Below are 22,261 nucleotides of genomic sequence, written 5' to 3' on the forward strand. Positions count from 1 at the left end.
CGACATCGTCCGTTCCCGTTACGGCAGCCGCGACAAAATGGCGCAGCCCGCGAGGCGACTGGCTTGCATGCGAACTACGCTTCCCCTCACCTATCAGCCGAAATCGCGATCTTGACCTTGTAGTCAGGCACTCAAAAAAACTACAGAACGCCCATTTTCCGCAGCCTTATGGCAACTATTAAAAAGTCTTACTAACAGTGCGCCAGCCATTAACGGCAGGATGTCACGTACCGAAAGCCTGTACTGGCGCTGCTTTGATGGATAGTCATTCAGCCTGGGGATGGAGACCGGCACCGGATTCCTCGGTGAAGGCTCGCCTCCACCAGTGATGACGGGGCCTGGAACGGAAGCCAGGGACAGCAAGTCTAATCGTGACTTGTAGTTATTGTATCGTTTTACTCCAGAACTGCTTGAAGCAGTTGAGGTTCCGATTGCAGAATGCCGGGCCACCAGGTTTCGGCTGTTGCGATACCAGGCTGTTGAAAGGCGGATCCGCCTCGCCAGAGCACCATCCGCAGTGCACTGGTTCACCAGATCAGATCGATCACGCAGGAGATTTGAAGTGCACATCGGTGTTCCTCTCGAAAGCCATGCTGGCGAGACGCGGGTTGCCGCGACGCCCGAAACCATCAAGAAGCTGGTGAGCCAAGGCCACCGGGTGACGGTCCAAAGCGGGGCTGGCGTCAGCGCCTGCATCCCGGACAGTGCCTATGAGGCCGTTGGAGCCACCATTGGCAACGACGCCGCTGCCTTCGGCGCCGACCTGGTGCTGAAAGTGGTTGCCCCGACCGAGGGCGAGCTGGCGCACATGCGCGCCGGTGCCGTACTGGTCGGCATGCTCAACCCCTTCAGCAACGAAGTCATCGCGCGCATGAACGCCCGCGGCATCACTGCCTTCGCCCTCGAAGCGGCGCCGCGCACCTCCCGCGCCCAGAGCCTCGACGTGCTGTCCTCCCAGGCCAACATCGCCGGCTACAAGGCGGTGATGCTGGCGGCCAACCACTACCCGCGCTTCATGCCCATGCTGATGACCGCGGCCGGCACCGTGAAGGCCGCCCGCGTGCTGATCCTCGGCGCCGGCGTCGCCGGCCTGCAGGCCATCGCCACGGCCAAGCGCCTGGGCGCGGTGATCGAAGCCTCCGACGTGCGCCCGGCGGTGAAGGAGCAGATCGAATCCCTCGGCGCCAAGTTCGTCGACGTGCCCTTCGAGACCGATGAAGAGCGCGAATGCGCCCAGGGCGTCGGCGGCTACGCCCGGCCGATGCCGCAGTCCTGGATGGAGCGCCAGGCGAAAGCCGTGCACGAACGCGCCAAGCAGGCCGACATCGTCATCACCACCGCGCTGATCCCGGGCCGCAAGGCGCCGACCCTGCTGCACGAGGCCACCGTCGCCGAGATGAAGCCGGGCTCGGTGGTCATCGACCTGGCCGCGGCCCAGGGCGGCAACTGCCCGCTGACCGAAGCCGAGCAGGTGGTGATCAAGCACGGCGTGACCATCGTCGGCCACAGCAACCTGGCGGCCCTGGTGCCGGCGGACGCCTCGGCCCTCTATGCGCGCAACCTGCTGGACTTCCTCAAGCTGATCATCGACAAGGACGGCCAGCTCACCATCAACCTCGAAGACGACATCGTCGCCGCATGCCTGATGTGCCGCGACGGCAATGTCGTGCGTAGCAACGGCGCTCCCGCCGCGACCGCTGCTCCGCAAAAAGTGAACGCATAAGGATAGAGACCATGGACCTGATTTCCGACGGCATCTACAACCTGATCATCTTCGTGCTGGCCATCTACGTCGGCTACCACGTGGTGTGGAACGTCACCCCGGCCCTGCACACCCCGCTGATGGCCGTGACCAACGCCATTTCGGCGATCGTGATCGTCGGCGCCATGCTGGCCGCAGCCCTCACCGTCACCCCGCTGGGCAAGGCCATGGGCACCCTGGCTGTGGCGCTGGCCGCGGTGAACGTCTTCGGTGGCTTCCTGGTCACCCGCCGCATGCTGGAAATGTTCAAGAAGAAAGCGCCGAAGGCGTTGGAGAAGCACTGACCATGAGCATGAACCTGATCACTCTTCTCTACCTCGTCGCCTCGGTGTGCTTCATCCAGGCGCTCAAGGGCCTGTCGCACCCGACCTCGTCCCGTCGCGGCAACCTGTTCGGCATGGTCGGCATGGCCATCGCCGTGGTCACCACCGTCAGCCTCATCTACAAGCTGGGCGCGGACCTCGCCACCCAGGGCATCGGCTACGTGATCGTCGGCCTGCTGGTCGGCGGTACCGCCGGCTCGATCATGGCCAAGCGCGTGGAAATGACCAAGATGCCGGAGCTGGTGGCCTTCATGCACAGCATGATCGGTCTGGCCGCGGTGTTCATCGCCATCGCCGCCGTGGCCGAGCCGCAGTCCCTGGGCATCGTTGCCGCCCTGGGCGACGCCATTCCGGCCGGTAACCGCCTGGAGCTGTTCCTCGGCGCGGCCATCGGTGCCATCACCTTCTCCGGTTCGGTGATCGCCTTCGGCAAGCTGTCGGGCAAGTACAAGTTCCGCCTGTTCCAGGGTGCCCCGGTGCAGTTCGCCGGCCAGCACAAGCTGAACCTGCTGGTGGGCCTGGCGATCATCGCCCTCGGTCTGTACTTCACCTTCACCGGCAACTTCACCGCCTTCGCCCTGCTGGTGGCCCTGGCCTTCGTCATCGGCGTGCTGATCATCATCCCGATCGGCGGTGCCGACATGCCGGTGGTGGTGTCCATGCTGAACAGCTACTCGGGCTGGGCGGCGGCCGGTATCGGCTTCTCGCTGAACAACTCGATGCTGATCGTGGCGGGCTCCCTGGTGGGCTCCTCGGGTGCGATCCTGTCGTACATCATGTGCAAGGCGATGAACCGCTCCTTCTTCAACGTGATCCTCGGCGGCTTCGGCGCCGAAGCCGACGCCGGTGCGGCGGCTGGCAGCCAGGAGCAGCGCCCGGTGAAATCCGGATCAAGCGATGACGCTGCCTTCCTGCTGACCAACGCCGACAGCGTGATCATCGTCCCCGGCTACGGCCTGGCGGTGGCCCGTGCCCAGCACGCGCTGATGGAGCTGTCGGAAAAGCTCTCCCATCGCGGCATCAACGTGAAGTATGCGATCCACCCGGTGGCGGGCCGCATGCCCGGTCACATGAACGTACTGCTGGCCGAGGCCGAAGTGCCCTACGAGCAGGTGTTCGAGATGGAGGACATCAACTCCGAGTTCGGCCAGGCCGACGTGGTCCTGGTGCTGGGCGCCAACGACGTGGTCAACCCGGCGGCGAAGAACGATCCCAAGTCGCCGATCGCCGGCATGCCGATCCTGGAAGCCTTCAAGGCCAAGACCATCATCGTCAACAAGCGCTCCATGGCCAGCGGCTACGCCGGCCTGGACAACGAACTGTTCTACATGGACAAGACCATGATGGTGTTCGGCGACGCCAAGAAGGTGATCGAGGACATGGTGAAAGCGGTGGACTGATTCCCCGCCCTGCTGCAGCGAAGACCCCGGCCTGGTGCCGGGGTTTTTGTTTTCGTGGCGGCCTGCAGGGCGTGCCTTTCCTTGTAGGGGCGAATTCATTCGCCAAGGGTCGCGCAGCGGCCCCGCTTCGAGATGGCCGAGGGCAGACCTTCGGCCTGCTTGGCGAATGAATTCGCCCCTACAGATGACGCACCCGCCGTCCCTCCCCGACAAAAGGCCCTGGATAGAGCCATTTCTTCGACCTTGGTATAGAAGCCGGGCACCCCGCCAGCCCCTAGACTGCGCGGCTCCTACCCGTTGTCCGAGGTTCTTCCCCATGTACTCTGATCGCGTGCGCCTGCCCTCCCTGCTGGGCAAGGTGATGAGTGCGGCCGACGCCGCAGCCCTGATCGAAGACGGCATGACCGTCGGCATGAGCGGTTTCACCCGCGCCGGCGAAGCCAAGGCCGTCCCCCAGGCGCTGGCCGCGCGAGCCAAGGAGCAGCCGCTGCAGATCAGCCTGATGACCGGTGCGAGCCTCGGCAACGACCTCGACAAGCAGCTCACCGAGGCCGGCGTGCTGGCCCGGCGCATGCCCTTCCAGGTGGACAGCACCCTGCGCAAGGCGATCAATGCCGGCGAGGTGATGTTCATCGACCAGCACCTGTCGGAAACCGTCGAGCAGTTGCGCAACCATCAACTCAAGCTGCCGGACATCGCGGTGATCGAAGCTGTGGCCATCACCGAGCAGGGCCACATCGTACCGACCACCTCCGTGGGCAACTCCGCCAGCTTCGCGATCTTCGCCAAGCGCGTGATCGTCGAGATCAACCTGGCGCACAACCCCAACCTGGAAGGCCTGCACGACATCTATATCCCCACCTACCGGCCGACCCGCACGCCGATCCCGCTGACCCGCGTGGACGACCGCATCGGCAGCAACGCCATCCCGATCGACCCGGCCAAGATCGCCGCCATCGTCATCACCGAACAGCCGGACTCCCTGTCCACCGTGCTGCCGCCGGACCATGAGACCCAGGCCATCGCCGACCACCTGATCGACTTCTTCAAGCGCGAAGTGGACGCCGGACGCATGAGCAACAACCTGGCGCCGCTGCAGGCGGGTATCGGCAGCATCGCCAACGCGGTGATGTGCGGCCTGATCGAGTCGCCTTTCCAGGACCTGACCATGTACTCCGAGGTCCTGCAGGATTCCACCTTCGACCTGATCGACGCCGGCAAGCTGCGCTTCGCCTCCGGCAGCTCCATTACCCTCTCCGCACGCCGCAACGCCGATGTCTTCGACAATCTCGAGCGCTACAAGGACAAGCTGGTGCTGCGTCCCCAGGAGATCTCCAACCACCCCGAGGTTGTGCGGCGCCTGGGGATCATCGGCATCAACACCGCACTGGAGTTCGACCTCTACGGCAACGTCAACTCCACCCACGTCGGCGGCACGAAAATGATGAACGGCATCGGCGGCTCCGGCGACTTCGCCCGCAATGCCCACCTGGCCATCTTCGTCACCAAGTCCATCGCCAAGGGCGGCGCCATCTCCAGCGTGGTGCCCATGGTCAGCCACGTGGACCACACCGAACACGACGTCGATATCCTGGTGACCGAACAGGGCCTGGCCGACCTGCGCGGCCTGGCGCCCCGCGAACGCGCCCGGGCAATCATCGACAACTGTGTGCACCCGGAATACCGCCAGGCGCTGCAGGACTACTTCAGCGCGGCTTGCGCCAAGGGCGGCCATACCCCGCACCTGCTGCGCGAGGCCATGTCCTGGCATATCAATCTGGAAGAAACCGGTCGGATGCTGGCCAGCTGAGTCGAACTGACCGAAACAGTTATGGGCTTGTAACCATTGATTCTGACAAACAGCCAGGAAAACAGTTTCTAAAAAACCGGAACTGTACTGTTCGAAAGACCTGCATTTTTACCTTCAAGCAGGAAAAACTATGGGTGCCCCGTTCAATCTCGAGTGATTCAACGGGGCACCTATACAGTTGCACTCTATTTCAGCAGAACAGTTAATAAGCAACCTAACAAAGACCAACACAATTTAGAGCAACTGTGACTACAGTCGCGGCTGTTCCAGGCGGATCATAGGCACCAGTTGATAACTAACCCCCGTCACAAGCGGGAAGGACCTGCCGCCATGGAACGTACCCTCAGTTCCGACCTGATCTTCGAAAGCGCCGAACAATCCTCGAATTCTTCCTGGGCCCTGCGCGCCGTTTCCACCCTGCTGCTGTGGCAGCGCCGCATCGCCAGCCGTCATCAACTGGCCCTGCTGGACACCCGCCTGCTGGCCGACGCCGGCATCAGCGAAGCCCAGCGCGAAGCCGAACTGAACAAGCCCTTCTGGCGCTAAGCAGTTCGCCGGGCCCAGGCCCGAAGGCAACACCCAGACAGAACCCGTCGCCGCCCGCGACGGGTTTCGTCGTTTCCGGGGCCTGGAATTTCCCGGCTGTTGCGCAGGGTGCGCCGTGCGCATGAGGAACGCCGTGCGGGACTTCCGGTGCGCGCAGCGCACCCTACAAATCATTGCCCCGCCCCCTCCCACTCGGCGCCTGGTGATTCCGGCACAGCTGGTCCGGATAGAACCAGTACAGTTTCCACACAAAACAATCTGATGCAGCACAATTCTCGCCCACTGTGACTGCACAGCCTTGCCAGGGAACGGGATCATGGCCCTCCATAACCAATCCCCGCGCCACAACGGGAAGGAACAGCGCCATGGACCGCACCCTCACTGCCTCTGCTGCCTCCACCCAACTGCATGCCAGCCGTCCCGCCGCGCCCTGGTACCTGCGACTGTTCGCCACCCCCGCCCAATGGCAGCGCAACATCCGCACCCGGCGCCAGCTGGCCCAGTTGGACGCGCGCGCCCTGGCGGATGTCGGCATCAGCCAGAGCGAGCGTCATGAAGAGCTGGCAAGGCCGTTCTGGCGCTAAGCCCTCGCTCGCGACCCTGCGCGTCGGGGAGGCGCACCTCCCCGGCACGCCGCCGCAACCGGACAAGCTCTTGGCCAGTACTGGCCTGAAAGCCCCATTTTGACTAGGCTTTCCACCCTAGCCGGCAGCATTTTTCGCGCTGCCGCTCCGGTCAGTAAAAGGAGCCACCCATGACCTCTTTCCGCCTGCTCAGCGCCGCCGCCCTCTTGGCGATCGCCACCAGTGCCTCCGCCACCAGCTTCGTGGTCACCACCGATGCGGTGGTCAACGCCGTCGCAGCCACCTCGGATGCCACCTCCGACGTCACTTCGTCCTTCAAGGACGACAAGATCGTGCTCGCTGCCCGTGACGACGCCGCCAGCTTCGTCGCCAGTGCCGGCGAAATCCGTGGCGCCCAACTGGAAGCCGCGTTCAAGCACATCCGCAGCACCCAGCCGCAACTGGCGGCCAGCGACCTGCAACTGGCCCAGGCCATCGTCGCCCTCTGACGGCACCTTCCGGGCCGCGCACCAGGCGCGGCCCATCGGGCTGCACGCCCCGCGCTGCCTGGCTCTCGCCTGCCCATTCCGTTAACCTTCGCGCCCTGTGCCCGAGGCCGTAGAACCGCCGTCGGGTATTTCCGTCCAATGCCTTAGAAATTTCCAACGGAGAGCCTCCATGCGCCGCTCGCTGTCTGTCGCAGCCATCGCCCTGTCCCTCATAGCCGGAGCCGCCCAGGCCCAGACCCTGGTGGCGACCAGCAACATCATCGTTCGCGCGCTGGACCGCACCATCGATTTCACCTCCGACACCACCACCTCCATCCGCGACATGAAAGTGGTGATGGCCGCCCGTGACGACGCCGCCAGCTTCGTCGCCAGTTCCGGCGAGATCCGCGGCGCCCAGCTGGAGGCCGCCTTCGGCGCCCTGCGCGAACAGTTCCCGCAAGCGCGCGATGCCAGCGACCAGGCCCTGGCGGAAACCATCCTGGCCCTCTGACCTGACCGGGAGCGCGACCCTGAACGCCTGGCTGCGTCTGCTCTGCCTGGCTGGCCTGCTGCTCGCGGCCACGGCCCGGGCGGAGTTGCGCCTGAGCCTGGACGCCGAAGGCCTGACCCCGGAGCAGCGCCAGGCCAGCCAGCAACTGCTGGACGAGGCCCTGGCCGCCCTGCCTCCGGCCTTCGTCCAGCGCCTGGACCGCGAAGTGGAAGTCGGCTGGAGCGATGAGCTGCCGGAAAACGGCTACGGCCGCGCCACCCGTTTCGACGCCCTGGTACTGAACCGCAAGCTGCTCGCCGACCTCACCGATGGCAGTGCGGCGACGCAGAAGACCGGCCGCGTCCATGGCACGGTCCGTCGCGAGATGCTCGCCACCGTGCTCCACGAGCTGACCCACATCTACGACCGTGCGCGGCTCTGGTCCGCCGCCGACAGGACGCAGCAGTTCCGCTGCCGCAATCGGGCCGACAGCATTGGCCAGGTCGGCCTGCCCGGCGACTGCCGCGGGCAGACCGCGCGCCGCTTCACCCTGAGCGATGACCCGCGCCTGCTGGATCTGGCCGGCTGGCCGCAGTACGTCGGCAGGCGCGGCGCTCGTGAGCAGGACAACCACCAGGTGGCGCGCAGCCCGGATGTCTACGAGCTGAAGAATCCCCGCGAGTTCGTCGCGGTGAACATGGAGTACTTCCTTCTCGATCCGGCCTACGCCTGCCGTCGCCCGGCGCTCTACCGCTACTACCGCGAGCACTTCGACTGGGCCCCGGAACCACAGGCCGACTGCGCCGGCGGCTTCGCCTACCTCAACGCCGGCCGCGACTTCGGCAAGCAGCCCCTGGGCAAACTCGACCCCGAGCGCGTCTATGAGGTGGACTACCTGTTCGCCGAGGCCAACCAGAACTGGGTCAGCCGCTGGGGCCACAGCATGCTGCGCCTGGTGATCTGCGCCCCCGGCCGTCCACGCGGGCCGGACTGCCGCCTCGACCTCGACCAGCACCTGGTGCTCTCCTACCGCGCCTTCGTCGGCGACGTGCAGCTCTCCAGCTGGGACGGGCTCACCGGCGCCTATCCGTCGCGACTGTTCGTCCTGCCGCTGCACCAGGTAATCGAGGAATACACCAAGGTGGAGCTGCGCAGCCTGGCCTCGGTGCCCCTCAGGCTCAGCCGCGACGAACTGGAAGCCCTGGTGGAGCACGCTGCGCAAATGCACTGGAGCTACGACGGCGACTACTGGTTCCTCTCCAACAACTGCGCGGTGGAAACCCTCAAGCTGCTGCGCAGCGGCACCGACCATCCAGCCCTGCGCGATCTCGACAGCATCATGCCCAACGGCCTGCTCAAGCTGCTGGAAGGCCGCGGCGTGGCTGACCGCAGGCCATTGGAAGACCCCAAGGAAGCCCTGCGCCTGGGCTACCGCTTCGACTCCTTCCGCGACCGCTACCAGGCCATGTTCAAGATCGTCCGCGAACGCCTGAAGGTGCCCCAGGAAGAAGTGGAGGACTGGCTGGAACTCACCGCCGAGCAGCGCCGCCCCTGGTTCGCCCGGGCCGACCTGCGCGCCAGCGCCGCCCTGCTCCTGCTGGAGCAGGCCGCCCAGCGCCGGCAGCTTCTGCTGGCCCAGGACGAACTCAAGCGCAACTACCTGAGCTCCCGCGAGCAGGCCGGGCAGACCCGCTTCGCCAAGGCCGGCGGCACCCTGGAACAGATGCTCGCCAACAGCGGTTTCCTCAGCCGCCCGGCGGAGCTGCTGCAGGGCGGCTACGGCCTGCCGCAGAGCGCCGAATGGCAGCGCCTGGAGGCGGAAAGCAGCAGCCGCCAGCAGACCATGCGCAAGCTCAGCGACGACCTCGATCGCGAGGTGCGCAGCCTGCTGGAACCCCAGCGCATGGCCGAACTCAATGCCACCGAGGCCAACCTCAAGGCGATCGGCGAACACCTGCGCCAGCTGCACAAGGAATCCGGCGGGCTGGTGCTGCCCTGATCAGCTGCCCGTCAACTGGCCGAGGCCGGGAATGCCGAGCTGCTTGAGCGGGTCGAACTTGGGCTGCTGCGGTTTGTGCGCGCCGATGGCGGACTCGCACTGCGCCAGCAGCCCCTTGCTCTTGCTCCCCTGGCAGACCTGATAGGCCTGCTGCGCCTGCTCCACGCGGTCGTCCCGCAGACGCACCATGATCTCCAGCGGTGCCATCAGCTCCGGCCCCCAGGCCGCCTTGCCCTTCTGCAGGTAGCGCTCGGCCTGGTCGGCGCGGTCCAGGCTCATGGACAGGCTGATGATCTGGTCATAGCTGGTCAGCGAGGCGAGCTGCCATTCGCTCTCGGGTACCTGCTCGAGGCCCGACAGCGCTTCCTTGTGGCGTCCCTGCTGGACGGCGAGGACGAACTGCAGCGTCTGTGCGCGCAGGCTGTTACGGATCGGCCCCTGGGCCACTTCCCCGGCCAGTTGCCGGGCCTTGCCCAGATCACCTTCGTCCAGGGCCTTGCCGGCCCGGTTGATCAGCACGTGGCCAGCCAGGATCCGGCCGCTCTCGCCACCGAGCAGATGCTGCTGGTAGCTGCCCACCTGGGGCCTGCGGCGCCGTTCGCTGCGGTACTCCGTGGCGATGTAGCGAGTCAGCTCGCGCTCGCGCTGGGCGGGTAGCTGGTGGGTCTTGCCGAACTCGTCCCACAGATCGGTCAAGGCCAGTTGGGTCGAGGTCAGACTGCTCTCGATACCCTGTTCAAGCACGCCGCCGAGCCCTTTCGTCTTGAACGCTTCGTCGAACAGTTGCTCCTGCTGCGCGTGGTAGCGCTTGAGCTGGCTTTCCCGCACGCCCTCGAAGCTGCCCAGGCGCTGCACACCGTACACCGCTCCGCGGGGCGAGTACCCGGCGCGGCTGAGCAGGTCTACCGAAAGCAGGTCGGCCTCGTCTTCCTGGGCGCGGGTCCAACTGCTGTTCCAGAAGTTGTCGGAAACTTCCTTCATCAGGGTTCCGGACACCGTGCTCTGGAGGAGGGTCTTGCCCACGACCTCGGGGTTGCCAAGCACTAACTTGCGGGTATCGCCGGTCTTCTGGCTTTCCAGGTTGCCCAGAGTCACTGCCAGATTGACCGCCGTGACAGAGGCATCCACCAACTTCTTCTGCTGGTTGAAGAAGTGGTCGCGATCCAGGTGCCCCAGCAGCAGGTGAGCCGCCTCGTGGCCCAGGATCGCAGCCAGTTCATCCTCACTCTCGATGGCTTGCAGGGTGCCCAGGTTGAGATAGATGTCGTTGTCCAGGGTCGCCCGGGCTCCGAAGCTTTCCGACGCGCTGAAGCGCACCCGGATGTCCGGCCTGGGATAGGGCCACTGCGCCAGCAGGCGCGCCAGCACCCCTTCGCAATAGGCCCTCAGCTGCTCGGCCTGGAAGCTGTCCACCTGGGCCATCTGGCTGCTCAGGTCGATCTTGCCGAAGCCCCGCACCTGGTCGTCTTCCGCGGTTCCGGCCAGGGAATCGACCACCGCATTGTTCAGCCACGGATTGGCGGCCTTGGGCTGCATGGTCAGCGGCCTGGCGCGGGGTCCGTCGATGAACTTGCCCTGCCGCGGAGTCTCCTGCAGCGGCCACTGGTGCTGACAGCCGGCCAGGGTCCAGCAGGCGGCCGCGAGGAAAAGCGCCTTGCGCATCGGAACCTCCTTATTTGCCACAGGCTTGCGAATAGCCCATCACCGCGTTGATCTTGCTGTCGGTCGCCAGGCTGGTCTCGGCGACCTTGCGGCAGTCGAAGGCCACCGTCTTGCCCCGGTTCAGCTTCACGTCCAGCGGATCGAGCCAGACCTGGCGATCGGGCAGGGCGATGAGGATCAGGTCCTTGTCCTGGTCATAGCTCAGCACCGGCACGACGGGGCGCGGCAGCTCCTCGCGGCGGATATCGCCCTGGAACTCGCCCTGCTCGTCGTACAGCGCCACCTTTTCCACCGGGTAGTCGATTATCTTCAGCGGTTCCTCGGCAAGAACCGGCATGCTGCACAGCAAAAGCCCCGTCATTGCGGCTCTGAACATCCTGTTTCTCCTTGTTTGGCGTGGGTTGCGTCCAGTCGGCGCGCCCACCAGTCGGCGACCTTGGGCTCGCCCAGGTAGGCGTAGAAAAGACCGATGGCCAGGGTGAGCCCGAGCCAGTCCAGGGGAGCGATGTGCCACCAGTTCATGAGCAGGCAGCTCGCCCCGGCCGCGATGCCACTCAACACCACGAACCAGAACAGATAGTGGCTCAGCAGCCAACACCAGAACCGCTTCCTCCTGTCAGGCATGCCGCCCGCGTCGGGCAGCAGCAGCGCCACCAGGGTGGCCGCGCATACCAGGGCCAGCTCCAGGAGATCCGTCCAGCTGAAATCCCCGGACACGGCTGGAGCGTCGCGCCAGTAGCCGGCGTCCTGGCTCAGCAGGTTGTCCAGCGCCATGGCGTGCCAGTACACGCCGGGCAACTGGCCCTGGACCGGACTCGCCACCAGGTCGGGAATGCCATGGATGCTCACCCCCAGCAGCACATGCTTGCCACGTAGCACCTCGGCCACACGCGGGTCGCGCAGTTGGTTGGCATAGAGGGTGCGGGTATAGGGGCAGGGTTGCGGGCGTTCGCTGTCCACAGCATCCAGCTGTGCCCTGATGCTGTCTGCGCCGAGCAGCCTCAGAAGCTGGGCGACATTTCCGCGATCGCCCCGCACGCCGCAGCCGGCAAGGTCGGCGAAGCGCGCCATCCGCGGGTCGCTCCAGTACCCCCAACGCACCACCAGCGGCGCCTGGAAGGGTTCGAGCGAACAGGCCTCGCCCTCGCAGCCCGCCTGGTAGAGCTGCAGTGCAGGCGTACGCGGCTCCTTGGATGCCCCTTCGAGCACCAGCGGGTAGCGTTCGCCGTATCCGCTCCAGTTCACCTGCGCGGTGCGTGCCTGGCCGGCCAGCTCCGGCAGAATCCGCGAACGACCCTGGCTGTCGCGATAGTCGGCCAGGATCAGGGGTATGCCTTGCTCACGGGCGCTCGCCAGGGTTTTCCGCAGGCCGTCGGTAGATCCCCCGTCGAAACGGCGCTGGGTATACAGGAGGTCAACGAAAAGGGTCTTGGGCCGGTAGCTGAGCAACTGGCGCAGCAGGCGCGCCTGGTCCCGATAGGGCAACGGCCAGCTGGCGCCCATCCTGGCCAGCGCCTGGTCATCGATGAGCACCACCACCACTTCGCCCTGGCCCTTCTCCGGATAGAAGGGCGCCAGCATGCGCAGCAGCCAGGTTTCGGTGCTCTGGGCGGAGGAGTCCCGCAGCCCGAAAGGGTTGAGGAGCAGCACCAGCACCATCAGCAGCAGGCCGAAAAGGGTGCCGGGGCGGCTGATCAGGCGCTGCCACACCCTGTTCTTCAAGGCCGTGGGCTGGCCGGATTGCATCCTTGCAGACAAACGAAACGTCCCTGGCTCATCTCGAAAACCCGGGGAATGTGACACAGCCCACAGACGAATGGAACAATTTTGACATCAAAATAATGGCACTACGCCTGCGATCAACCCGCCGGTGCCATCATTACAACACCTCCTCATCCTCCTCCGGCAACTGCGGATCCAACGTCAGCCACGGCAGGCGGCTCTTCACCCAGATATGCCGGTCCGCCGGCACGGCTTCGGGCCGGTCCAGGGTGGCCACGGTCAGGTCCAGCGTGTCCGGGCTGAGGCTGGTGAACAGCGCCAGCTGGCTGCCGCAGTTCGGGCAGAAGTAGCGGATGCAGCTGCTGGACGAGGCGTACTCGGCGGGCGCTCCGCTGGTCCAGCGGAAGCTTCCCAGCGGCACCGTGGCCCAGGTGGTGACGATGCCGCCGGTGGTGCGCCGGCAGATGGAGCAATGGCAATGGGCGACGTTGTCCAGCGCCGCATCGACGCTGTAGCGCAGCTGGCCGCAATGGCAGCCGCCGGTGTGCAGTTCGGCCATGGTCGTCTCCCGGTAGGACTGTCTTTCACCCTAGCAGGCGGTTGCGCATCGCCGCCGGGATGTCGAAGATGCCCCACTTCTGCCTGACCCGGATGTCGCCGTGCTCACCCTCTTCCAGGCCCTCTGGCCGCTCTTCGCCCTGATCGTCGGTGGCTACCTGCTACGCCGCCGGGGTTTCCCCGGCGAAGCCTTCTGGCCGTCCGCCGAACGCCTGAACTACTTCATTCTCTTCCCCGCCCTGCTGTTCAGCAGCCTGGCCACCGCCCCACTCGACAATCCCGCCCTGCCGCGGCTGGCCCTGGCGGTATTCCTCGGCCTCGGCAGCGGCTGGATCGCCCTGCTGCTGGCACGACGCCTGCGGGGCTGGACCGCGGCGCGCTTCGGTGCCATCACCCAGGGCATCCTGCGCTTCAACACCTACCTGGGCCTGGCCGCCATCGGCAGCCTGTATGGCAAGGAGGGGCTGGCCATGGCTGCGCTGATGCTGGCGCTGATGGTGCCATTGGTGAACCTGATGTCGGTCTGGGCGCTGACCGCCGAACGTGGAGTGAGCCTGCGCGGCCTGCTGCTGCCGGTGGCGAAGAACCCGCTGATCCTCGCCTGCCTGGCTGGCGCCCTGGTCAACCTGGCCGGTGTGGGCCTGCCCGGCGGCAGCGACCGCCTGCTCAACCTGCTGGCGGTGGCCAGCCTGCCGCTGGGCCTGCTCTGCGTAGGCGCGGCGCTGCGCCCGCAGGAGCTGGCCGGCGAAGTGCCGGCCCTGGCCTGGAACTGCGCCCTGCGCCTCCTGGCCATGCCCGCCCTGGCCTTCGCCGTGGCCCGAGTGCTGGGCCTGCCGGCCATGGAAAGCAGCATCCTGGTGCTGTTCTTCGCCCTGCCCACCGCGCCCACGGCCTATGTGCTGACCCGCCAGCTGGGCGGCGACAGCCACCTGATGGCCGGCATCATCACCCTGCAGACCCTGCTCGCCGCCGGCACCCTGCTACTGGTCATGCGCACCGTGGCCGCCTGAAGCGCCAGGACGACGAACCGCCGTTCGTCGCCTTATCCCCACGCAATCGGTACCGATCACCGCCGAAAGCTGGCTGAAAGGTTGCGCGCTTAGCATCCGCTCCATTGCCGGCAAGAGACCGGCATCCCGACAACAACAAGATTGGTGATCGCCATGTTCCGTTCCTGCTGCCGTCCCGGCACTCCTCCGCCCGCTCTCCGCACGCCTTCGGCCGCGCGCTGATCAGTCCCCGCCCCGCCCGAATCACGTCCGGAGAACCGCCATGCTGACTCTGCTCGGCTTCGCCATGGTCATCTGCTTCATGTACCTGATCATGACCAAGCGCCTGTCCGCCCTGATCGCCCTGATCATCGTCCCCATCGCCTTCGCCCTGATCGGCGGCTTCGCCGCGGGCATCGGCCCGATGATGCTGGAAGGCATCGGCAAGCTCGCCCCCACCGGCGTGATGCTGATGTTCGCCATCCTCTACTTCGCCCTGATGATCGACTCCGGCCTGTTCGACCCGGCCGTGCGCAAGATCCTCAAGCTGGTCAAGGGCGATCCGCTGAAGGTCTCGGTGGGCACTGCCGCCCTGGCCCTGATCGTTTCCATGGATGGCGACGGCGCCACCACCTACATGATCTGCGTCGCCGCCCTGCTGCCGCTCTACAGCCGCCTGGGCATGAGCCCGCTGATCATGGCCGGCCTGATCATCCTCGCCGGCGGCATCATGAACATGACGCCCTGGGGTGGCCCGACCGCCCGCGCCGCCAGCGCGCTGCACGTGGACCCGTCGGATATCTTCGTGCCGATGATCCCGGCCATGGCCGCCGGCGCCATCGCCCTGTTCGGCCTCGCCTGGGCCTATGGCAAGCGCGAACGCGCGCGCCTCGGCGTGCTGCACCTGCCGGACGACCAGGTCAACCATGACGAGATCAGCGTTTCGCAGTTCCCGGAAGCCCGCCGTCCCAAGCTGCTGTGGGTGAACGCCGCGCTGACTGCCGCCCTGATGGTGACGCTGATCGCCGGTCTGCTGCCGCTGCCGGTGCTGTTCATGATCGCCTTCAGCCTGGCCATGATCATCAACTACCCCTGCCTGCAGCAGCAGAAGGAGCGGGTCGCGGCCCATGCCGGCAACGTGCTGGCTGTGGTGGGCCTGATCTTCGCCGCCGGCATCTTCACCGGAATCCTCTCCGGCACCGGCATGGTGGAGGCCATGTCCAAGAGCCTGCTGGCGGTGATCCCGCCGTCCATGGGGCCGTACATGGCGGTGATCACGGCGGTGGTGAGCATGCCGTTCACCTTCTTCATGTCCAACGATGCTTTTTATTACGGCGTGTTGCCGGTTCTGGCCGAGGCGGCGAGCCATTACGGCATCAGTCCGGTGGAGATGGCGCGGGCGTCTATCGTAGGCCAGCCGGTGCATCTGCTGAGCCCCCTGGTACCCTCCACCTACCTGCTGGTGGGACTGGCCAAGGTGGAGTTCGGCGACCACCAGCGCTTCACATTGAAGTGGGCGGTAATGATTTGTCTGTGTATCCTCCTCGCCGCCTTGCTGCTGGGTGTGTTCCCGCTCTTCGGGTCGCACTGACAGCCGCGGAAGTCGCTGAATGACACTCCGATCAAGCCGGAAACTGCGTAAGCTCTTTCCGGCTTGATCGTGCCAACGCCCTAGACCAAGAAACTCGTGAGGATCAACGCATCATGGAATGGCTGACCAGCCCGGAAATCTGGGTCGCCTTCTTCACCCTGACCGCCCTGGAGATCGTCCTCGGCATCGACAACATCATCATGATCGCCATCCTTGTGGGACGCATGCCGCCGCACATGCAGGCGCGCACCCGCTTCTTCGGCCTGGCGCTGGCGATGGTCACCCGCATCGCGCTGCTGCTGTCGATCACCTGGATCATGCGGCTCACCAACGACCTCTTCCACGTGTTCGGCCAGGGCATCTCCGGCCGCGACCTGATCCTCTTCTTCGGCGGCCTGTTCCTGCTGTGGAAGAGCAGCACCGAGATGTACCACAGCCTGGAAGGCGAAGATGACACCGAAGGCGAGCCCAAGAGCATGGCCGGCGGCTTCATCGGCACCATCATCCAGATCGCAATCATCGACATCGTGTTCTCGCTGGACTCGGTGATCACCGCCGTCGGCATGGTCTCCAACGTGCCGGTGATGGTCGCCGCGATCGTCGTTGCCGTGCTGGTGATGATGCTGGCCGCCGGTACCATCAGCAGTTTCATCGACCGTCATCCGAGCCTGAAGATGCTGGCGCTGTCCTTCCTGGTGGTGGTGGGCACGGTGCTGATCGCCGAATCCTTCGAGGTCCACGTGCCCAAGGGCTACGTCTACTTCGCCATGGCCTTCTCCCTGGCCGTGGAGGCGCTGAATATCCGCGCGCGCGTCGCCCGCGGCCGCAAGGAAGTGGAACCGGTGAAACTGCGCAAGGACATTCCCGGGCAGTAAGCCGATGCAATGGGAAACGGGGCCTGATGGCCCCGTTTTTCATGTTGGATCGGGATGAAATCAGTCTGGACCGTAGGGTGCGCTGTGCGCACCGATTCCGGGATCGGCTTCGGTACCACATCAAACCGCCGGTGCGCACGGCGCACCCTACTGGATCGGCTTCATCCTGCCAGCTCGGGAATTCGAATCGTCACAGGCAGAGCCGGTGGCTCATGACCACGTCCTCAGGACGTGGTTTCCCAAGTTCAAATGAATTCGCTCCCACAATCCGTGGATCGGGATGATTGCCCGGCAGTTTTCCCGGATTGCATCCGGCTACGGGAGTCTTCCGGAAATCACCTCAACTTTTTTGTCCAAGCCATTGATCGACAACGGGCAAAACTGCCGCGCGCGGGCTTTACTTACCAGCAGGTGCCATAAAGGTCAGGCGACTCCCGGAAATCAGCCGGAACCATGACGGTCAAATCATGACAATCGCGTTTCCACTCGCCTGACTGCGCCGCTGTATTCCGCGCATGGACACAGCGGCCTTCGAGATCGCCAGGAGGGCCACCATGCTGACGCTGCTCAATCTGCTCTCGGCCGTCGCCTTGCTCATCTGGGGCACGCACATTGTGCGCACGGGCATCCTGCGCGTGTATGGCGCCAACCTTCGTCGCCTGCTCAGCCGCAGCATGCACCGTCCACCCCTGGCCTTCGCCGCCGGCATCGGCGTCACCGCCCTGGTGCAGAGCAGCAATGCCACGGCGCTGCTGGTCAGTTCGTTCGTCGCCCAGGGCCTGATGCTGCTGGCCCCGGCGCTGGCCATCATGCTCGGTGCGGACGTCGGGACGGCACTGATGGCACGGGTGCTGACCCTGGACCTGTCCTGGCTGTCACCCCTGTTGATCTTCTTCGGTGTGATCTTCTTCCTCTCCCGCAAGCAGACGCGCCTCGGCCAGCTCGGCCGCGTCAGCATCGGTCTCGGGTTGATCATCCTCGCCCTGCAACTGATCATCGCCGCCGCCGAACCCATCACCTCCGCCAAGGGGGTGAAGGTGCTGTTCTCCTCCTTGACCGGCGACGTGCTGCTGGACGCCCTGACCGGCGCCCTGTTCGCGATGATTTCCTACTCCAGCCTGGCCGCCGTGCTGCTCACCGCCACGCTGGCCGCATCCAAGGTGATCTCCCTCAAGGTGGCGCTGTGCCTGGTGATCGGCGCCAACCTCGGCAGCGGGATCCTCGCCCTGGTCAGCAGCAGCCTGCAGAACGCCGCCGGGCGCCGCGTGGCCCTCGGCAGTCTGCTGTTCAAGCTGGCCGGCTGCGCGCTGGTGCTGCCGCTGGTAGGGCCGCTGGCCCACTGGATCGACGGCTGGCCGATTTCCAACGCCGAGCTGGTGATCGCCTTCCACCTGCTCTACAACAGCGTGCGTTGCACCCTCTGCCTGCCGCTGACGGTACCCATGGCGCGCTTCTGCGACTGGCTGCTGCCGGACCGCCCGCAGCCCGACGACGTGGCCAAGCCGCGCCATCTGGACCCGGCGGCTCTGGATACGCCGAGCCTGGCACTGGCCAATGCGGTGCGCGAGACCTTGCGCATGGGCGATATCGTCGAGCAGATGCTGCATAACCTGCTTCACTTGCTGCGCGGCGGCGACCCGCTGCTGGGCAAGGATATCCACAGGCTGGACGACGACATCGACGCCCTCTACACCGCCATCAAGCTTTACCTGGCACGCATGCCCCGCGACGACCTGGGCGAGCGCGACAGCCGGCGCTGGGCCGAGATCATCGAGCTGACCATCAACCTGGAGCAGGCCGGCGACGTAATCGAACGCATGCTCGACGACGTCCAGAGCAAGAAGAACGCTCAGGGCCGTGCCTTTTCCGATGCGGGGCTGGCGGAGATCATCAGCCTGCATGATGAACTGGTGGACAACCTGCGCCTGTCCCTGTCGGTTTTCCTCAATGGTGACCAGGAGACCGCCAAGCGCCTGCGCCGGGCCAAGCAACGCTTCCGCATCCTCGAACGACGCTATGCCCATGCCCACGTCTCCCGACTGCACCAACAGGTGGTGCAGAGCATAGAGACCAGCGCCCTGCACCTGGGCCTGATCAGCGACATGAAACGCCTCAACTCGCTGTTCTGCGCCATCGCCTATGCGGTACTGGACAATCCCGACGCACCGGAGGCCGCGGGAGAGGAGATCGAGCAGCCGGAGACCCAGCGCTATTTCGAGCCGGAAATCGGCTCCCACCGCTGAGCCGAGCTCTTTGCAGCGCCGCCGGCTGGGCCGGATCCGCCATGCGGTTGCCAGCCCGGCCCTCCTCGGCCAGAGTGCCGGCATCCCATCAGGAAGCGCTTGCCATGCCCATCAGGAAGCTGCGCATCAGCGATATCGAAGCCCTGCATCGGCTGCTGGCCGAGGTGAGCGCGGAGGGCGAATTCCTGCTGCGCGCCGAAGCGCCGCCCATCGAGCGGATGCGCGCGCTGCTGCTGCGGGCGCTGCCCCTGGACCTGCCGCAGTTCATCGCCGAGGTGGAGGGCGAACTGGTGGGCTCCATCGAGGTTTTCCCGGCCAGTTTCTGCCGAATGGAGGATGATTCAGGGGAAGATTTCGGACTGCTCGGCATGCAGGTGCAGAAGGCCCACCGCTGCCAGGGGCTGGGTGGACAGCTGATGGAAGCAGCGCTCGCCCAGTGCCGCCGGCTGGGCATGGGCAGGGTTGAGCTGGCGGTGCTCAAATCCAATGGAGCGGCCATCCGCCTCTACGAGCGCTTCGCCTTCCGCTGGGTGGAGGACCTGCCGCCCTGTACCCTGCCCAGCGGCCGCGCCGACCAGCCGCAGAAGATGCGCCTGCTCCTCGACTGAACGACCGGGTGCCGTCGCGCCTTCTCAGGGCAAGCGGGGGGCAGTATCCTGCGCGGCTCTGCCACCCGTCCGTCACCGCCGATGCCGCTGTCCGCCGTCAAACCCCATGTGCTCAAGCTGATCGAGCTGCTGCAGCGCCATCCGCGCCTGGTCGCCCTGTACGGCTTCGGTTCGGGTGTGGCGAGCTTCTTCCTGGTGGAGCGGGGCGCGCGGGTAGCCAAGGTGATCGCCATCCTGCTGCTGGTGAGCTGGGTCTGGCTGATGCTGGAGAACCTGTTCCGGCGCAGTGTGGAGCGGCTCTTCGGCATCGAGCTGCCACCGCCCCTGATGCGCTTCCTGACCCAGCTGATCCATCAGGAAAGCCTGTTCTTCGTCTTGCCGTTCTTCTTCGTCACCACCAGCTGGAACAGCGGCCAGGCCCTGTTCACCGGCCTGCTGGGGGGCGCGGCGCTCTGCTCGATCACCGACCCGGTGTACAACCGCCACCTGGCGCCGCGCCGCTGGCTGTTCCTCGCCTACCACACCCTGACGCTCTTTGCCGTGCTGCTGGCGTCGCTGCCACTGATCCTCCAGTTGACCACGGCGCAGAGCTACCGCTGGGCCCTGGGCGCCGCCGTGGCGCTGTCTTTCGTCAGCCTGTTCGGCGTCATCCCGGGACAACGCTGGTGGCGCGTCCTGGGGCTGCTGGGACTGACCCTGGCGCTGGGCGGGCTCGGCTGGGTGACGCGGGTCTGGGTGCCGCCGGCGACCCTCTGGCTCACCGAAGTGGCGGTGAGCCCGGAACTGGACAATCACCGGCGCACGCCGGGCGATGGTGTGAAAGAGGTGACGTCAGGCGACCTGCGTACCAAGGGTCTTTACGCCTACACCGCGATCAACGCGCCGCGCGGGCTGAACGAGCGCATCTACCACGTGTGGCGCTTCAAGGGCCGCGAAGTGGACCGCATCGCCCTGGATATCCACGGCGGCCGGGAAGCCGGTTACCGCGCCTGGACCCACAAGCAGAACTTCCCCAGCGACCCGGTGGGCCGCTGGCAGGTGCAGGTACTGACCGAAGCGGGGCAGATGATCGGCACCCTGCGCTTCCGGGTGACGCAGTCGGAGCTTCCACCCAAGCCGCGTTGAAGGAGACCGATGGTGGACAGAAAAGCGCTGCCCACCCTACCGGCGGGAACCCTGTGTAGGGTGGAAATCCCGCAAGGGATTTCCACCGACCCGGCGCATCAGCCGAAGAACCAGTAGCAGACGCCGATGGAAGCCAGTACCCCGGACAGGTCCGCCAGCAGGGCGCAGCCCACGGCGTGGCGCGCCCTTTGGATACCCACCGAGCCGAAATAGACCGCCAGCACGTAGAAGGTGGTCTCGGTGCTGCCCTGCATGGTGGCGGCCACCAGCGCCGGGAAGCTGTCGACGCCCTGGCTCTGGATGGTCTCGAGCAGCATGGCGCGGGCGGCACTGCCGGAGAACGGCTTGACCAGGCCGGTGGGCAGGGCTTCGACGAAACGGCTGTCCAGGCCCAGGCCTTCGACGGCCCAGCGGATAGCGTCCAGCACCTGCTCCAGGGCGCCCGAGGCCCGCAGCACGCCCACGGCGCAGAGCATGGCGACCAGGTAGGGCAGGAGGTTCTTCGCCACCTCGAAGCCCTCCTTGGCACCCTCGACGAAGCTCTCGTAGATCGGCACCTTCTTCAGCGCGCCCATCACCAGGAAGCAGAGGATCAGGGCGAACAGGGTGAGATTGCCGAGCAGCGAGGACAGCGCCGTCAGCGCGGTCGCCGAGAGACCGGCCAGCACCGCCATGAAACCGCCGAGCAACAGTGCACCGCCGCCGAACCAGGCGAGCAGCACCGGGTCCGTCAGCCTGATCCGCTGCATGAAGGCCACCGAGAGCAGCGCCGTCATGGTGGAAATGGCGTTGGCCAGGAGGATCGGCAGGAACACCAGGGCCGGGTCGCTGGCACCGGCCTGGGCGCGGTACATGAAAATGGTCACCGGCAGCAGCACGAAGGAGGAGGCGTTCATGACCATGAACAGCACCTGGGCGTTGCTCGCCGAGGTGCTGCTGGGATTCAGCTCCTGCAGCGACTTCATCGCCTTGAGGCCGATGGGCGTGGCCGCGTTGTCCAGGCCCAGGCCGTTGGCGGTGAAGCTCAGGGTGACCAGGCCGAGCGCCGGATGGCCACGCGGCACCTCCGGCATCAGGCGGGCGAACAGCGGGCCGAGCAGCCGCGCGAGGATATCCACCAGGCCGGCCTTCTCGGCGATGCGCAGGAAACCGAGCCAGAGGGTGAGGGTGCCGAACAGCAGGACCATCACGTCGACCGAGAGCTTGGCCATGGCGAACAGGCTTTCCACCATCGCCGCCCAGACACCCGGGTCCCCCCCGATCCAGCGCCCCAGCGCGGCCACCGCCGCCACCAGGAAGAAGCTCAGCCACAGGCCATTGAGCATTTGCAGTCCCCCAGAAAACAGTGAGGCGGATTCTAGCGGGGCGGCCGGTACAGGGGCGAATTCAATCTGCCTTCGAGTCCGTGCAAGCCCTTACTTCCCTCTCCCCCAGCCCCTCTCCCTGAAGAGGAGAGGGGTGACTCGCGCTTGGCAGATTGGTGTCAGCCGGCACGATCCGCTCCCCT

At 65.7% G+C, this 22,261-nt stretch carries 19 protein-coding genes and 1 pseudogene; 15 read left to right on the plus strand and 5 right to left on the minus strand.

Going from position 1 to position 22,261, the window contains the following annotated elements:
* Nucleotides 1-562 precede the first annotated feature (562 nt).
* From ACFPU0_RS10805 to ACFPU0_RS10845, 9 genes are all read left to right on the plus strand, one after another.
* Complete coding sequence (locus ACFPU0_RS10805; protein WP_377692967.1) at nucleotides 563-1,723, plus strand: Re/Si-specific NAD(P)(+) transhydrogenase subunit alpha; 1,161 nt, start codon at nucleotides 563-565, stop codon at nucleotides 1,721-1,723.
* Between the two features lie 11 nt (nucleotides 1,724-1,734).
* Complete coding sequence (locus ACFPU0_RS10810) at nucleotides 1,735-2,046, plus strand: NAD(P) transhydrogenase subunit alpha (protein ID WP_377692968.1); 312 nt, start codon at nucleotides 1,735-1,737, stop codon at nucleotides 2,044-2,046.
* Between the two features lie 2 nt (nucleotides 2,047-2,048).
* Nucleotides 2,049-3,485: an NAD(P)(+) transhydrogenase (Re/Si-specific) subunit beta gene (locus tag ACFPU0_RS10815; RefSeq protein WP_377692969.1), complete on the plus strand. Its 1,437-nt coding sequence runs from the start codon at nucleotides 2,049-2,051 to the stop codon at nucleotides 3,483-3,485.
* 316 nt (nucleotides 3,486-3,801) lie between these two features.
* Nucleotides 3,802-5,295, plus strand: a complete 1,494-nt coding sequence (locus ACFPU0_RS10820; RefSeq protein ID WP_377692970.1) for an acetyl-CoA hydrolase/transferase family protein — start codon at nucleotides 3,802-3,804, stop codon at nucleotides 5,293-5,295.
* 330 nt (nucleotides 5,296-5,625) lie between these two features.
* Nucleotides 5,626-5,841 carry a DUF1127 domain-containing protein gene (locus ACFPU0_RS10825; protein WP_377692971.1) on the plus strand — a complete coding sequence of 72 codons (216 nt, stop codon included), beginning with the start codon at nucleotides 5,626-5,628 and terminating at the stop codon, nucleotides 5,839-5,841.
* A 365-nt stretch (nucleotides 5,842-6,206) separates the two neighbouring features.
* Nucleotides 6,207-6,425 carry a DUF1127 domain-containing protein gene (locus ACFPU0_RS10830; RefSeq protein ID WP_377692972.1) on the plus strand — a complete coding sequence of 73 codons (219 nt, stop codon included), beginning with the start codon at nucleotides 6,207-6,209 and terminating at the stop codon, nucleotides 6,423-6,425.
* 170 nt (nucleotides 6,426-6,595) lie between these two features.
* Nucleotides 6,596-6,913: a DUF2388 domain-containing protein gene (locus ACFPU0_RS10835; RefSeq protein WP_377692973.1), complete on the plus strand. Its 318-nt coding sequence runs from the start codon at nucleotides 6,596-6,598 to the stop codon at nucleotides 6,911-6,913.
* Between the two features lie 169 nt (nucleotides 6,914-7,082).
* Nucleotides 7,083-7,403 (plus strand): DUF2388 domain-containing protein, encoded by a 321-nt coding sequence (locus ACFPU0_RS10840; protein WP_377692974.1) that lies wholly within the window; start codon nucleotides 7,083-7,085, stop codon nucleotides 7,401-7,403.
* Nucleotides 7,360-9,381, plus strand: coding sequence for a DUF4105 domain-containing protein (locus ACFPU0_RS10845; protein WP_377692975.1), 2,022 nt, complete (start codon nucleotides 7,360-7,362; stop codon nucleotides 9,379-9,381). Before ACFPU0_RS10840 ends, ACFPU0_RS10845 begins: the two co-directional genes overlap by 44 nt.
* On the opposite strand, the gene ACFPU0_RS10850 is transcribed toward ACFPU0_RS10845, so the two are convergent.
* The 4 genes from ACFPU0_RS10850 to ACFPU0_RS10865 form a co-directional block, all read right to left on the minus strand.
* Entirely contained in the window at nucleotides 9,382-11,043 is a 1,662-nt protein-coding gene (locus tag ACFPU0_RS10850; protein WP_377692977.1) for a M48 family metalloprotease, read from the minus strand.
* A 10-nt stretch (nucleotides 11,044-11,053) separates the two neighbouring features.
* Complete coding sequence (locus tag ACFPU0_RS10855; RefSeq protein WP_377692979.1) at nucleotides 11,054-11,419, minus strand: hypothetical protein; 366 nt, start codon at nucleotides 11,417-11,419, stop codon at nucleotides 11,054-11,056.
* Nucleotides 11,401-12,801, minus strand: coding sequence for a CHASE2 domain-containing protein (locus ACFPU0_RS10860; RefSeq protein ID WP_377692980.1), 1,401 nt, complete (start codon nucleotides 12,799-12,801; stop codon nucleotides 11,401-11,403). Before ACFPU0_RS10860 ends, ACFPU0_RS10855 begins: the two co-directional genes overlap by 19 nt.
* A 121-nt stretch (nucleotides 12,802-12,922) precedes the next feature.
* On the minus strand, nucleotides 12,923-13,324 hold the full coding sequence (locus tag ACFPU0_RS10865; protein ID WP_377692981.1) for a GFA family protein: 402 nt from the start codon (nucleotides 13,322-13,324) through the stop codon (nucleotides 12,923-12,925).
* Between the two features lie 79 nt (nucleotides 13,325-13,403).
* Here ACFPU0_RS10865 and ACFPU0_RS10870 point away from each other — a divergent pair, with 79 nt between their 5' ends.
* The 6 genes and pseudogenes from ACFPU0_RS10870 to ACFPU0_RS10895 all read left to right on the plus strand — a co-directional run bounded on the left by ACFPU0_RS10870 (nucleotide 13,404) and on the right by ACFPU0_RS10895 (nucleotide 20,754).
* Entirely contained in the window at nucleotides 13,404-14,333 is a 930-nt protein-coding gene (locus ACFPU0_RS10870) for an AEC family transporter (protein WP_377693071.1), read from the plus strand.
* Between the two features lie 262 nt (nucleotides 14,334-14,595).
* A complete protein-coding gene (locus ACFPU0_RS10875) occupies nucleotides 14,596-15,903 on the plus strand; it encodes a CitMHS family transporter (protein ID WP_377692982.1) in 1,308 nt (435 codons plus the stop codon).
* Nucleotides 15,904-16,016: 113 nt separating this feature from the next.
* Nucleotides 16,017-16,778, plus strand: a complete 762-nt coding sequence (locus tag ACFPU0_RS10880; protein WP_377692983.1) for a TerC family protein — start codon at nucleotides 16,017-16,019, stop codon at nucleotides 16,776-16,778.
* A gap of 554 nt (nucleotides 16,779-17,332) precedes the next feature.
* Nucleotides 17,333-19,064, plus strand: a pseudogene (locus ACFPU0_RS10885) (Na/Pi cotransporter family protein); the annotation flags it as partial.
* A 61-nt stretch (nucleotides 19,065-19,125) separates the two neighbouring features.
* Nucleotides 19,126-19,629 carry a GNAT family N-acetyltransferase gene (locus ACFPU0_RS10890; RefSeq protein ID WP_377692985.1) on the plus strand — a complete coding sequence of 168 codons (504 nt, stop codon included), beginning with the start codon at nucleotides 19,126-19,128 and terminating at the stop codon, nucleotides 19,627-19,629.
* Nucleotides 19,630-19,710: 81 nt separating this feature from the next.
* The gene (locus ACFPU0_RS10895) at nucleotides 19,711-20,754 is read left to right on the plus strand and encodes a DUF5924 family protein (protein ID WP_377692986.1); all 1,044 of its coding nucleotides are present in this window, start codon (nucleotides 19,711-19,713) and stop codon (nucleotides 20,752-20,754) included.
* Nucleotides 20,755-20,852: 98 nt separating this feature from the next.
* On the opposite strand, the gene ACFPU0_RS10900 is transcribed toward ACFPU0_RS10895, so the two are convergent.
* Complete coding sequence (locus ACFPU0_RS10900; RefSeq protein ID WP_377692988.1) at nucleotides 20,853-22,079, minus strand: nucleoside recognition domain-containing protein; 1,227 nt, start codon at nucleotides 22,077-22,079, stop codon at nucleotides 20,853-20,855.
* Nucleotides 22,080-22,261: the final 182 nt, after the last annotated feature.

The sequence above is a fragment of the Pseudomonas sp. GCM10022186 genome (genome assembly GCF_042656385.1).
In the GTDB taxonomy this organism is placed as follows: Bacteria; Pseudomonadota; Gammaproteobacteria; order Pseudomonadales; family Pseudomonadaceae; genus Metapseudomonas.